Origin of the sequence: Kaistia terrae, assembly GCF_026344005.1 — a bacterium.
GTDB classification, from domain to species: Bacteria; Pseudomonadota; Alphaproteobacteria; order Rhizobiales; family Kaistiaceae; genus Kaistia; species Kaistia terrae.
In genome coordinates this window covers 57,005-70,551 of the sequence record NZ_JAPKNH010000002.1, presented here as the reverse complement: position 1 = coordinate 70,551, position 13,547 = coordinate 57,005, and the positions used below count along the sequence as shown (strand labels likewise).

Genomic DNA, 13,547 nt, shown 5'->3' with positions numbered 1-13,547 from the left:
CCATCTTATTCAAGAGCGCGAATAATACTAGCTTGGCGAAATGATCGGTGCAGCGAATCCCGCAATGCCAACCGCCAGGGCGACAAACGTGACAACCGTCGATGTGAGACAGGTGGAACTGGAACAGGTGGCGGGAGGCCGTGTTTCCGCGCACATCTATCAGAGCGCTGAACTCGCCAGGTGCGCGCCCGTTCTTCTGTATTTTCATGGCGGCGCTTTCATGCGCACGGGTCTCGAAGAGTGCCCCGTCGCCCGGTGCTTTGCCGCCACCGGCGCCATTGTCGTGGTGCCGGACTACAACGCACCACTCGGCGGCGTCTTCCCCAAGCCACTGGAAGTCGGCTTTTCGATTTTCTCCACTCTTGCACGCAAGTGCGTGGGATTTGGCGACCGAAAGTCGCTCCTGATTGTCGGCGGTGAGGAGTCCGGAGCCAATATCGCGGCGGCGGTCGCCCTGAAGGCACGCGATCATTTCGCCAGCGAGCTGGATGGTCAGGTGCTCGCTTCGCCCTTGCTTGATCCCTTCATGGGATCGCCCTCGTTTCGCAACTCCGACGATGTTGGAATGCGTCAACACTGGGAGAATGGGTGGGTCCATTACCTGAGCGGTGGGATTTGTCATCCATATGCCGCCCCCTCCCTCTGTTCGCGCCTTCGTGACGTCGCACCGGCGCTCGTGCTGTCGTCAGACGACGATCCCCTGCTTGATGAAGCCAGAGGCTACGCCAAGCACCTGACCAATGCAGGGGTCCGAGTTCAACAACACACCCTTCCTGCCGGGACCGGTTGGCCGTCCATTTATGGTGGCAACGCCGGCGAAGCATCGTCCTGGCAAGATGCGGCAGGTCGCCATTTTTTGAGTTTCACCCGCGAACTCAGCACCAGGTGATTTGGCCTGAAGACCCATTGACCATATCCGGCATCCAAAGGCCGTAAGGAAGAAAACAATGACATCGACGATCAAACTCTGGGCCCTTGCGGGCACCGGCCTGGGACTGGCTGCGTCCGTTTTTACCGCCGCCGTCTTTCTGGATCTGCCCCTGAGCACAAAGGCATCGGCGTCGGATGGGGCGGTGGAAGCCCCCGCAGTGCCCGTTACCGTCACCATCATAAAGACTCGTGACGTGAACAACTGGCAGGAATTTTCGGGCCGCCTTGAAGCCGTCAACCGTATCCAAATACGCTCGCGCGTCGCGGGCGCAATCCAATCCGTGGATTTCCGCGAAGGCTCGCTGGTGAATGCGGGCGACCTGCTCTTCACAGTCGATCCCGCTCCCTATCAGGCTGCCGTCGCGCAGGCCGAAGGCCAGATGGCGTCGGCTCGCGCCAAATTGAATCTTGCCGAAATCGAATTGGACCGTGGTCGACGACTGTCGCAGAACCAGGTGATATCGCAGAGCACCCTCGACCAGCGGCAGAATGCCGTTGCAGAAGCGCAGGCAGCTCAGAAAACGGCGCAGGCTGTGTTGCAGTCCGCGCAGCTGGAACTGGACTATACCAAGCTGTATGCGCCGGTGACCGGTCGCATCGGCAAGGTTGAGATCACCGCCGGCAATCTGGTCGCCGCCGGATCCGCCTCCCCCACCCTCACGACGCTCGTTTCGATTGATCCGATTTATGCGAGCTTCGACGTAGCCGAGGAAGTCGCGGCCCAGATCCTCGCCAAGCTTCCAGCATCCGACGCCACCAATTCGCCAATCGAAGAGATACCCGTCGAGATTGGATCGCCAACGGATAGTCGGTCGTCGATCAACGGCAAACTGCAGTTTATCGGCAACCAGGTCGATGCCGCGAGCGGCACAATCGGGGTCCGCGCTGTATTCGACAACCCAGGCGGCAAGCTGATCCCCGGCCAGTTTGTTCGGATTCGCATCGGCGAACCGAAGGCCGAAAAGAGGATCCTCGTCAGCGAACGGGCAATCGGCACCGATCAGGACAAGAAGTTCGTCTTCGTCATTGGTGCGGACAACAAGGTGATCTACCGCCCCGTCCAACTCGGCGGCAATGCGGATGGTGAACGGATCGTCGAAAGCGGGCTTGCAGCAGGTGACCGAGTGGTCGTCAACGGTCTGCAAAGAGTTCGCCCCGGCGCACTTGTAGCCCCGCAGGTCGATGAAGCTGTCGCTGTACTGAAATAGAGGCCGTTGCGGAGGGCCTCTAAGCTCCGCGGGATCATGAAATGTTTCTAATCAGCCTGCGGAGCGATCCGGGGACTAGGACGATTCATGCAAATTTCGTCCCAGAGTAGGACTTGGAAATGAATATATCGCGATTTTTCATCGATCGTCCCGTGTTTGCCGGTGTGCTGTCTGTCCTCATTGTCGTCGCAGGCCTCATCGGCATGAGGTCCCTGCCGATCTCAGAATATCCGGAGGTCGTTCCCCCTTCGATCGTTGTGCGCGCGACCTATCCAGGCGCAAATCCTGTTGTGATCGCCGAGACCGTAGCAACGCCACTTGAGGAGCAAATAAACGGCGTCCAGGACATGCTGTACATGAACAGCCAGGCCACGTCCGATGGCGTTCTGACACTCACGGTAACCTTCAAGCTCGGCACGGATCCTGACAAGGCGCAGCAACTGGTGCAGAATCGCGTCTCGCAGGCAGAGCCCCGCTTGCCTGCCGAGGTGCGCGCTCTTGGCGTCACGACCATCAAGAGTTCGCCCGATTTCATCATGGTGGTGAACCTGGTCTCGGACACGGATCGGTACGACATCACCTATCTGCGAAACTATGCGACCTTGAACATAAAGGATCGATTGGCTCGCATTGAGGGGGTCGGCCAGGTGCAGATTTTCGGCGCTGGTGATTACGCCATGCGCGTCTGGGTCGATCCAGAGAAGGCGGCACAACACAGCCTTGCCGCGAGCGACATCACGAATGCCATCCGCCAGCAGAACGTTCAGGCGGCAGCGGGCATTATCGGCGCTTCGCCTGCGCCTTCCACCGCGGATTTGCAGTTGAACGTAAATGCCCGTGGCCGACTGGGCACTCCCGAGGAGTTTGGCGAAATCATCGTCAAGACCGGCTCGAACGGTGAGATCACCCGGCTGAAGGATGTTGCGCGTGTTGAAATGGGCGCGGCCGACTATACGCTGCGCTCGTTGCTCGATGGCCAGCCGGCGGTGGCCGTTGCCGTGCTGCAGGCACCCGGTTCGAATGCGATCGAGATTGCCGACCAGATCTATTCCACCATGGACGAGCTGCAACTCGCCATGCCCGAGGGCGTCAAGTACGAGATCGTATATGACACGACCAAGTTCGTGCGCGCCTCCATCGAGAAGGTCATTGATACGCTGCTCGAGGCAGTCGCGCTCGTCGTTCTCGTCGTCATCATATTCTTGCAGTCATGGCGCGCGTCGATCATTCCGTTGATCGCGGTTCCCGTGTCGATCATCGGCACCTTTGCCGTGATGTATGCCTTCGGCTTCTCTATCAACGCGCTTACGTTGTTCGGCTTGGTGTTGGCCATCGGCATCGTCGTCGATGATGCCATTGTCGTGGTGGAGAATGTCGAGCGAAACATCGAGATGGGGCTCAGTCCCCGAGAGGCGACCTATCGCGCCATGCGAGAAGTGTCTGGGCCGATCGTCGCCATCGCACTGGTGCTGGTGGCCGTCTTCGTTCCACTGGCGTTCATCAGCGGACTCTCGGGCCAGTTCTACCGACAGTTCGCCCTGACGATTGCGATCTCGACCGTCATTTCGGCCATCAACTCGCTCACGCTGTCGCCCGCATTGGCGGCCCTCCTGCTCAAGGACCATCACGCACCCAAAGACCGCCTCACCCGCGCAATGGATTTTGCGTTTGGCTGGTTCTTCCGCGGTTTCAACCGGATGTTCAGGTCCGCGTCCGATAGCTACGGCAAAGGCGTCGGCGGCCTCATGTCGCGCAAAGGCATCGTCATGGTCATCTATCTGGCCCTCGGCGGCGCGACGTATCTGGTATTCAACAGCGTTCCCGGCGGGTTCGTCCCGGCGCAGGACAAGCAATATCTGATCGGTTTCGCGCAGCTGCCGGACGGCGCCTCGCTTGATCGCACCGAGGGTGTCATCAAGCGGATGAGCGCCATCGCGCTGGAACAGCCGGGGGTCGCGCATGCGATCGCTTTCCCGGGCTTGTCGATCAACGGTTTCACGATCGGCTCCAACTCCGGCATCGTCTTCGCGGTCCTTGATGATTTCGAAAAGCGCAAGTCGCCGGAGTTGTCGAGCGGCGCCATCGCGATGCAGCTGAACGGGAAATTTGCAGGCATCCAGGACGCCTTTATCGCCATGTTCCCGCCGCCGCCAGTCAACGGACTTGGTTCGACAGGCGGCTTCAAGCTGCAGATCGAAGATCGGGCTGGTCTTGGCTATCAGGCGCTCGACAACGCCACCAAGGACTTCCTTGCCAAAGCCCGCCAAACAGCGGAACTGGCTGGCTTGTTCTCCAGCTTCCAGATCAACGTTCCACAGCTCTTCGCCGACATCGATCGTCCGAAAGCCCAGCAGCTCGGCGTCGCGGTCACGGACGTCTTTGACGCCTTGCAGATCTATCTGGGGTCTCTGTACGTCAATGATTTCAACGCGTTCGGCAGGACCTATAGCGTCCGGGTTCAGGCCGATGCAGCATTTCGGGCAACACCCGAAGATATCGGCCGGCTCCAGGTGCGCTCGCAATCGGGGGAGATGATTCCCTTGGCCGCGTTGCTCAAGGTGGAAAGTGCGAATGGCCCGGAAAGGACCACGCGCTACAATGGCTTTCTCGCCGCTGATATCAATGGCGGACCGGCGCCCGGATTTTCGTCGGGCCAAGCAGAAGCCGCGATTGAAAAGATCGCCGGCGAGACCTTGCCGCCGGGCATCGATTTCGAGTGGACGGACCTAACGTATCAGCAAATCATCGCCGGCAATTCGAGCTTTATCGTCTTCGCTCTCGCCCTGCTGCTGGTCTATCTGGTGCTGGCAGCCCAATATGAGAGCCTGACCTTGCCGGTTGCCATCATTCTGATCGTGCCGATGGGCGTGCTGGCCGCCCTGACGGGTGTCTGGCTCACGGGTGGAGACAACAACATCTTCACCCAGATCGGCCTCATGGTCCTGGTCGGTCTATCGGCAAAGAATGCAATTCTGATCGTCGAGTTCGCTCGCGAACTGGAATTCGAAGGCCGAAGCCCGGTTCAAGCGGCAATCGAGGCGAGCCGCCAGCGCCTGCGGCCGATCCTGATGACGTCGATGGCCTTTATCATGGGTGTTGTTCCCTTGGTTGTGTCCGTCGGCGCCGGTGCGGAAATGCGCTCGGCCATGGGTGTCGCCGTATTCTCCGGCATGATCGGAGTGACGTTCTTCGGTATCTTCATGACGCCGGTGTTCTATGTCCTGATGCGCCGCGTGGCGGGCAATCGCCCACTCGTCCAGCACAAGATTGCCATCTCCGAAGCCGGAGAGGCGCATATCATTACTTCCACAAGTGCCAAGGCATGACGCGCTGGAAGTAACTTGGAGATGGCCATCGAGGTCGTTCGCCGTGTCTCGCCATGTGCTTGATTGGTAAGGGGCGATCGAGGTGACGGCGGATGAAGGCTAGGCTCAGGCCTGAGGCCCGGAGCATGGAGCGCAACCCCGCTCGATGCTCCGGCATCCTCGTCCAGATTCTCCAAGTGCGTCGCAACGCAGCACGGCAGCTATTCACGTTTACTCTCGAAAGCCGGCCGGTCGCCTGTCAACACGAGCCAGGGCAGCCCAGGGAATTGGAGCAGGCGGTTCGCAGGAGCAACACCCACTCCGCGAACTGCCAGCCTGACGATGGACCAAACCGGCATGCTCAATTGCATGCTGCGGCGGTCAACTCGCTCAAATGCAGATGGTTCCGAGGCGAGAAGAGCGCCCTATGATGGGGGCCCGCCGGCCCTGTTATGACAGCGGCCGGCAGGCCGGCAATCGATGAAGCGGGTTCCCGTCTCGCCGACCGCAAATCAAGTTAAGTCCGACACGGACGTTGCGTCTACGCATCTTTAAGTTGATCAACCTACTACTTTCGGAGAGCAAGACACGCCCATGCCAAATTGGCGGTGCCCGCCGACTCCTGGCAGGGAGCCGGCGGGCTGCGAGCTTCAGTGGACTTAGGGGTTCATCTGATGGCCGCGCTTCAAAGCTTAACCCCCTCAGTCATTTCGTCAACCTGAAGTAGAAACTCGAAGCAAATGGCTTCAGAACCCGCAACCTTCCTCACCGTCACGAGGTGGTAGAGGGAGGGACGATTCAAAGGTTCCACCCTGCTCAAGACGTTGAGCAAGGGCGACTACGCATCGGCCCCATCATCCTCCGAGCCTGGCCTGCCCGGACGCTAGAGCTTCAGATCGAACCGGACCTTGACGGCATGCGCCTGCGCATCGCTGGCGATCTGGCCGGAATAGGACGAACCCAGGGTTGCGTTCGGGGTTAGCCAGAAATCGAGGCCAGCCTCGACCGCCAGTGCATCGCGGGCGATCGGCACGCCGGCGATGTCGAACGAAGAACCACCGCCGAAAGCGAAGGCAGAGATCGGCGTCACGTCGTCATAGGCGTGCTGCCAGCCCAGCATGCCGTGCAGGGCGGCCTTGCTGCTGCCAAGCTCGAACGCCGTCGCGGCGCGCGCGCCAAAGGTCGAGAAGGTGTTTTCGGTCGTCGTCTTCTCGCTGGCAAGCGCGGCCAGCGCGCCACCGGTCTCCGTGAAGCCGTCCGTGTTCAGATGGACATAGGCGAGGTTGACGAAGGGCTCGATCGAACTGCGGGCCCAATCGAAGCGATAGCCCAGTTCGCCGAACACCTGCGCCGTGGCGGCGTTGTAATCGGCCGAAAGCGGCTCGGCGAAATCAGGGAAAACCACGCCGCGATGCGTGTCGATGTTGTGCCAGGCATAGATGGCGCCGGTGCGGAAGCCGAGCGCGCCAAACTGGGTGCCGGCATAGACGCCGAGATCGTACGTGTCGCTCGAGCCAGAAGAGGCGCGGTCGTCGACATGGTAGCTCGCATGGCTGTAGCCGCCGAGGAAGCCGACGCGCCAATCACCGACCGGGGCATCGACGCCGGCGACGAAGCCAGCGCTGGTACGGTCGAAATCGGCGAGAGAACCGGCGCCGTCGGCATCAGCCGTCATCGCCAGCGCTTCGCCCCAGAGCACAATGCCATCGGAATTTGCCGGCGCGGCATGCAGGCCATTTGCGTCATAGCTTGCGGTCGCCGAGGAGGCCCTGGCGATGCCGTCGAAGGCGGAGCGGATACGGCGGTTGGCCGCGTCGCGCACGAAGCGGCTGTCTTCGACGAGCGCGCCCTTGATATCGGAATGGATCTCGCCGGAAAGGCCGTCGAACATCGCCTGGGCGAAGGCGGCATCCGGCGCGTTCAGCGCCAGGTTGCGCAGCGGGTCGGCTTCGGCCAGTGCGTCGAGCGCCGTGGCTACCGCACCTTGGTTGCCGCCGATCGCCGCGCTTTCCAGGGTCTGGGACTGCCGGACGGCGATATAGGCATTGTACGCGTCGTATTCGTCCTCAAGCGTGAGGAAAGCGGACGGCGTCAGGTCGCCGGTCAGCACGAATTCGGCCGGATCCGAATTCTCCCCAAAAAGCCCGTTTTCGGTGGAGAGAACGGTGTAGCGGGTTCCGAGCATGTAGGCGCTCGACAGGCTGGTGACGTCGAGAACCGCGCCGGCGTTGAGGGTGGCGGTGCCGTGGAGGCCGTTGTCGGCGACGACGTCGAGCCGGTCGGACAGCGCGTTCAGCGGATCGAGCTCGATCTTGAGGACCGCATCGGCCTTCTGCAGGTAGTCGCCCTTTACCGTGAGAACGCCGGGGCTGTTGCCGGGAGTGACGACGCCGTCATTCACGAGGTTGCCGTGAATGAGGCCGGAGCCTCCGACCGTTGCGCCGGAAGCGACGCTGACAGTTCCCTTAAGCGAACCCACCTCGTCGACGCCGACGATGAGGGTGCCTTCGTCGACACTGACGGTGGTCGATTCGAGATCCCGGTCGAGCAGCCAGGTGCCGGTGCCCTTCTTGACGAGATTGGCCGCGAACGAGGTCGGGCCATTCACCGCTTCCGAATAAAGCTGCTCGCCGGCGCCGGTCAGGGTGAGCGACGACAGCGCATTGTGGCCGATTAAGAGTTCGCCGGTGATGCTGCTTCCTGTGTGGAGCGTCACGTCGTTGACGGCCGTATCGAGCAGCCAGACCCTTCCGTCCAGCAGCCCGGCATTATCGAGCGAAGTATTGATCAGCGAATGGATGGCGGTCGCCGAGCCCGTGATGCTCGACCCGACCCCGTTGACGACGCTGCCCGTGAGCGTCGGCACGACGTCGGCATCGTAGTTCGGATCGAAGAAGTAGACGCCGATGCCGTTCTCGCTCGACGCGCCAACGATCTTTGCGCCGTCGGTGTTGATGACCTCGCCGCCACCGGCCAGGAAGATCGTGAAGCGGGAGTCATAGCTGGCGTCGGTCGACTCGATCCGGCTGCCTTCGCCGGAATTCGTGACCGTGACCCGGTCGCCATTGGCATGAATGCCGTATTTTTCGCCGGAGATGGTGGCGCCACCCGTATTCGACACGCTGCCGCCGGCATCGACGGTGAACTCCACGCCGGCACGGCCGCCGGCAATGCTGGCGCCATCCTCGTTGATCAGGATATGCGCTTCGTCGATGTCGACGTCGTAGTTGATCATGAGGACGCCCGCATCGCCGCCGGTCGCGGTGATGCGCGTTCCCGCGCCGGAATTGGTGAGCGTGCCGAAATCGGCGATGGTGACGCCGACATTGCCGGAATCGATGGTAGCGCCGCCGCGATTGGTGACGTCGCCGCCCCAATTCATCACGACGCCATCGTTTTCGGCGTCGATCGCGGCGCCGTCCTCGTTGATCACCCAGCCCTCGCCATCCACGAAGACGCCGGTATCGACGGCGCGGATCAGCGCCCCGCTGCCGGAATTGGTGACCGTGCCGTCGCCGAGACTGATGCCGTCGCCGTCCAGGCCTTCGATCATGCCCTTGTTATCGACCGTCAGCTCGCCAAACGCGCGGATGCCCGAGCCTCCGCCCCTGATGGTGCTGCCCACACCATTGGTCAGGGTCACATTCGCGTTGATATAAACGCCGATCTCGCCCGTGCTCTCGATGACCGCGCCATCGTGGTTGTTGATGATGCCGATGGCGTCTTCGCCACCCTGGATGCTGACACCGCGCAAGCCGCCTCGGATCAGGCTGCCCTCGCCGCCATTGTCGACCGAGCCGCCTTCAAAGAGCAGTACGCCGGTTTCGTCGCTGGATGTGATCTGGCCACCGTCGCGGTTGATGACCGTGCCGATTCCGCCAACGACACCACGATCGGAAGCGCCGGTCCGCACGATCGCGCCGGCATTGTCGACCGTGCCGCCATTGCGCAGGTCAACCAGCGACGTGACCGTGTCGCCGGCGCCGATCGACAGTTCGGCCGCGGCGCCATCGACGATCAGCCCCTGCCCCGCCATGGTCAAGGGATCATAGGTCTGCGAACCGGTGATGGTGATGTCGGCCGCCGCGACCGGTGTAATTCCGGTGATCGTCGCCAGCATGAGAAGCCGGCCGCGCACCGACATGTTTTTAGCCAAACGGATCCTGCCGCCCCGGCGCAGCTTCGCAAGCATATGCATTCTTAACCCGATTCCATACCCCAGGTTGCAAATATATGGGCCGGAGCGAGCACGCGCCAGAGTTGTTTTGGGTCAGGACGGGCAGATACTCGTGATTGTGCAAATCGAGATCCACGACTTCTCAGCCGAGCCAGATAGCGACATCTATGTGAGCCGGAAACTCGGCCGATGGGTGCAGGACCCATCCGAACTGGAGGCCGGGCAATCGTATGAGTGGTCGTTTGCCGGTGACGCCTTATACTTCGACCGACAACCGCGCAGAAAGCAGGCGCTGCGTATACGCCTCCTTTGGCTGGCCGAGCACCTCGGCAGTCGGGCCACGCTCGACGATCCGGCCCCGATACATGACCAGAACCTCATCGGCGAAATACTCGACGCTGGCGAGGTCGTGCGTGATCATCAGGTAGGTAAGGCCACGCGCCTTTTGCAGCCTGGCAAGCAGGACGAGCACCTGCGCTCGCACAGAGAGATCGAGCGAGGATGTCGGCTCGTCGAGCACGACAAGGCTCGGTTCGCCGATCAGCGCACGGGCGATGCCAATGCGCTGCTGCTGCCCGCCGCTGAGGGCGCCCGGGTAGCGGTCGGCGAGGATCGGATCGAGGTCGACCTCACGCAGCATGTCCGCCACCTTGGCCCGCCGCGCCTCGCGCGACAGCGTCTTCTGGTGCACGACCAGCGGCTCCTCGATGATCGCGCCGATGCGCATCCTCGGATTGAGCGATTCAAACGGCTCCTGGAAGACCACGCCGATCCGGGCACGGAGCTTGCGCATGGCCTGCTTGTCGAGGGTCGCGATGTCGACGCCATCGAACCGGACACTGCCGCCGGCGGTCTTGTAGATGCCGAGGATCAGTCGCGCGAGCGTGGACTTGCCCGAGCCGCTTTCGCCGATCACCGCGACGGTGCGGCCGCGTGGCACATCAAGGCTGACATCGTCGATCGCCTTCAGGAGCGAGCCGTCGGGACGATGGAACAGGCAGGAGACGTGGCGGACCTCAACCAGCGACAAGGGTGGGTACCTCCTGCTCGACATCCAGATGGCACGAAACCTTGCGGCCGGGCGACACCTCCCGAAGCGGCGGCGTCACCCGGTCGCAAACGTCCATGCGGTAGGGACAGCGATCGCGGAAGAGACAGCCGACCGGCTGGGCATTGAGCTTCGGCAGCCTGCCGCCCAGCGTCTGCAAGGCCTGTCCGGCGCGGGGAACCGAACGCAACAACGCCAGCGCATAAGGGTGATAGGGCCGCCGGAACACTTCCCGCACGGGACCGTCTTCCATCACGCGCCCGCAATACATCACCACCACCCGATCGCAGTAATTGGCGACGACGCCGAGATCGTGGGTGATGATCAGCATCGAGCGTTCCCGCTCGCGCACGAGCGTGGAGATCAGGTCGAGGATCTGCTTCTGCACCGTGACGTCGAGCGCCGTGGTCGGCTCGTCGGCGACGACAAGGGTCGGGTCGAGCATCAGCGCCAGCGCGATCACCACGCGCTGCGCCATGCCGCCGGAAAGCTCATGCGCATAGCCGTCCAGAACACGCTCTGGCTGGTGGATGCCGACATGACCTAGCATCGCCAGCGCCTGGCGGCGGATCTCCTTGCGGTCGAGGCGGCGATGCGCCCGGACGACGTTCTCGAACTGGCGCGACAGGCGCAGCACCGGATTGAGCGCACCGAACGGATTTTGCGCGATGAAGCCGATTTCGGCGCCGCGAATCTTGCGCAGATCGCGGGACCGCATTGCGATCAGATCGCGCCCGCCGAACGTCGCCGTGCCGCTCGTGATCGTGCCGGACGTGCGGATCAGCCCGAGGATGGAGTTGATGGTGACGGACTTGCCCGAACCGCTCTCGCCGACAATGCCGACCAGTTCGCCATCGCCGACGTCGAAGGAGACGCCGTTGACCGCATGGACTTCACCGGCGGTCGTCCTGAAGCGGGTTTCGATGTCGCGGACATGCAGGCTCATCGGGACGACCTTTCCAGGATGACATCCAGCGCATCGGCCACGAGGTTGAGGCACACCACGACCAGGAAGATCGCGAGGCCCGGGAACAGCGCCACCCACCACTGGCCACCGGTCATCTGCCGCGCGCCGGCCTGGATCATCGCCCCCCAGCTGGGATCCGGTGGCGAAACGCCGATGCCGAGAAAGCTGAGCGCAGCGACCACCATCAGCGAGCTGGCCGTAGCGATCGAAAGCTGGACGGCGATCACGCCGGAAACGTTGGGAAGCAGATGTACCAGCAGCACGCGCAATGGCTTGGCGCCGATCACTTCGGCCGCCTCGATAAAGCGCGCCTCGCGGATCGCCAAACCCTCGGCGCGGACCAGCCGCAGAAAACGCGGCGCCTCGATGATGATGATGGCAAACATCACCATCTCGAGCCGATTGCCGGTCAGCGTGACGATGGCGATGGCCAGCACGAGCAGCGGAAACGCCTGGAAGGCGTCGAGCGAACGCATCAGCAGCGCACTGCCGCGTCCCTTGGTCGTCGCCAGAAGACCGAGGAAAACGCCGATCAGCGCCGCCGCCAGCGCGCCACCGAAGGCAATCGGCAGGTCACGGCCCGCCGCCGCGATCGTGCGGGAAAACACGTCGAAGCCGACGCTGTCGGTGCCGAACCAATGCTGCGCCGAGGGCGGCTGCAGCGTGGCGGTCGCATCGGGGCGAATCGGATCGTAGGGCAGCGGCAGGAACCAGCTGGCCAGGAGCAACGCTGCGAGAAAGAGCGCGCCGGCCACCAGCCCGACATGGCGACGCATGGGGGCGGCGGACAGGAGAAGGCTAGCCATGCTGGATCCTCGGGTCGAGTGCCGCGACGACCAGGTCGAGCACGAGATAAACCAGCATCGTGCAAAAGCCGGTAACGATGACGAAGCCCTGGATGGCGGGGATATCGAGCGCGACGATGGCCTTCAGGCCCCACTGGCCGAGCCCCTGCCACGAAAAGATCGTCTCGATGATCGCCGAACCGCCGACCATCGCCCCGAACAGCATCGCGGTGTAGGTCAGGATCGGCGTGCGCGCCTGAAGCAGCGCATATTGAACCACCCGCCATTCCGACAGCCCGCAGGCTCGGGCATACTGGATCTGCTTCGAGCCCATCGCCCCGCCGACCGTCGTGCGCGTGATCTTGGCAAACAGCGGGATCGCCGCCAGCGCCAGCGTCAGCACCGGCAGCATCGAGCGATGCAACGTCGAGCGAAGTCCGTTCCAGTCGCCGGCGAGGATGAGATCGATAAGCAGGAAGTGCGTTACCGTCGGCGGATAGATATTGACGATGCCGAGCCGCCCCGTTGGCGACGGCACCAGCCGCCAGAGGTAGAAGAAGGCGAAGATCAGCAGCAGCCCGGCCAGGAAGCCGGGTATCGCCTCCAGCCCGGCGATGACGACCCGGACGGCCTTGTCCGGGGCGCGGCCACGGCAATAGCCGGCCAGCGTGCCGATCGAAATGCCGACAAGGGCCGCCAGCAGGATCGCCATGACCACCAGTTCGATGCTGGCGGGCAGGTATTTGACGATCTCGTCGCGGATCGGCTGGCCGGTGAAGAAGGAGCGGCCGAAATCGCCCTGCAAGACGCCACCGACATAGGTCACATAGCGCTCGGCCAGCGGGCGATCGAGGCCGAGTTGGCTGCGGACGGTCGCCACTTCCTGCTCATTCGCCGTCGAGCCCAGGATCGCCAGCGCCGGGTCGCCCGGCATGATGCTGACCAGCAGGAACGAGATGGTGATCACGGCGAACAAGGCGAGCGGGATGAAGGCAAGCCGCTTCGCCACGAGGCCCCAGAAAGCGCGGCGCCGGCGCGGCGCGCCGACGGCCGGTGCCATGAGTTCGGTGGAAGCCGGCGACGGAGCGTCTCCGGCTTCGGTATTGGTGGTGGACATGGGCTGATCC

General features: G+C 62.7%; 8 protein-coding genes. 3 read left to right on the top strand and 5 right to left on the bottom strand.

Translation table 11 applies throughout. The features are described from left to right. The first annotated feature begins 64 nt into the window (after positions 1-64). From OSH12_RS05495 to OSH12_RS05485, 3 genes are all read left to right on the top strand, one after another. On the top strand, positions 65-889 hold the full coding sequence (locus OSH12_RS05495; RefSeq protein ID WP_266342520.1) for an alpha/beta hydrolase fold domain-containing protein: 825 nt from the start codon (positions 65-67) through the stop codon (positions 887-889). 58 nt (positions 890-947) lie between these two features. Next, positions 948-2,138 carry an efflux RND transporter periplasmic adaptor subunit gene (locus OSH12_RS05490; RefSeq protein WP_266342519.1) on the top strand — a complete coding sequence of 397 codons (1,191 nt, stop codon included), beginning with the start codon at positions 948-950 and terminating at the stop codon, positions 2,136-2,138. Between the two features lie 119 nt (positions 2,139-2,257). Continuing rightward, positions 2,258-5,464: an efflux RND transporter permease subunit gene (locus OSH12_RS05485; RefSeq protein ID WP_266342518.1), complete on the top strand. Its 3,207-nt coding sequence runs from the start codon at positions 2,258-2,260 to the stop codon at positions 5,462-5,464. An 862-nt stretch (positions 5,465-6,326) separates the two neighbouring features. On the opposite strand, the gene OSH12_RS05480 is transcribed toward OSH12_RS05485, so the two are convergent. The 5 genes from OSH12_RS05480 to OSH12_RS05460 form a co-directional block, all read right to left on the bottom strand. Then, entirely contained in the window at positions 6,327-9,587 is a 3,261-nt protein-coding gene (locus tag OSH12_RS05480; protein WP_266342517.1) for an autotransporter outer membrane beta-barrel domain-containing protein, read from the bottom strand. Between the two features lie 289 nt (positions 9,588-9,876). Further along, complete coding sequence (locus tag OSH12_RS05475; protein ID WP_266342516.1) at positions 9,877-10,650, bottom strand: ATP-binding cassette domain-containing protein; 774 nt, start codon at positions 10,648-10,650, stop codon at positions 9,877-9,879. Then, entirely contained in the window at positions 10,637-11,614 is a 978-nt protein-coding gene (locus tag OSH12_RS05470) for an ABC transporter ATP-binding protein (protein WP_266342515.1), read from the bottom strand. The genes OSH12_RS05475 and OSH12_RS05470 overlap by 14 nt, the downstream gene beginning before the upstream one ends. Next, on the bottom strand, positions 11,611-12,441 hold the full coding sequence (locus OSH12_RS05465) for an ABC transporter permease (RefSeq protein ID WP_266342514.1): 831 nt from the start codon (positions 12,439-12,441) through the stop codon (positions 11,611-11,613). Before OSH12_RS05465 ends, OSH12_RS05470 begins: the two co-directional genes overlap by 4 nt. After that, positions 12,434-13,537, bottom strand: a complete 1,104-nt coding sequence (locus OSH12_RS05460) for an ABC transporter permease (protein ID WP_266342513.1) — start codon at positions 13,535-13,537, stop codon at positions 12,434-12,436. The genes OSH12_RS05465 and OSH12_RS05460 overlap by 8 nt, the downstream gene beginning before the upstream one ends. Positions 13,538-13,547 lie beyond the last annotated feature (10 nt).

Bases quoted from the DNA above. Each gene is read 5' to 3' on its own strand.
- OSH12_RS05495 (WP_266342520.1), top strand. From the start codon at position 65: ATGCCAACCGCCAGGGCGACAAACGTGACAACCGTCGATGTGAGACAG.
- OSH12_RS05490 (WP_266342519.1), top strand. From the start codon at position 948: ATGACATCGACGATCAAACTCTGGGCCCTTGCGGGCACCGGCCTGGGA.
- OSH12_RS05485 (WP_266342518.1), top strand. From the start codon at position 2,258: ATGAATATATCGCGATTTTTCATCGATCGTCCCGTGTTTGCCGGTGTG.
- OSH12_RS05480 (WP_266342517.1), bottom strand. From the start codon at position 9,587: ATGTCGGTGCGCGGCCGGCTTCTCATGCTGGCGACGATCACCGGAATT.
- OSH12_RS05470 (WP_266342515.1), bottom strand. From the start codon at position 11,614: ATGAGCCTGCATGTCCGCGACATCGAAACCCGCTTCAGGACGACCGCC.
- OSH12_RS05465 (WP_266342514.1), bottom strand. From the start codon at position 12,441: ATGGCTAGCCTTCTCCTGTCCGCCGCCCCCATGCGTCGCCATGTCGGG.
- OSH12_RS05460 (WP_266342513.1), bottom strand. From the start codon at position 13,537: ATGTCCACCACCAATACCGAAGCCGGAGACGCTCCGTCGCCGGCTTCC.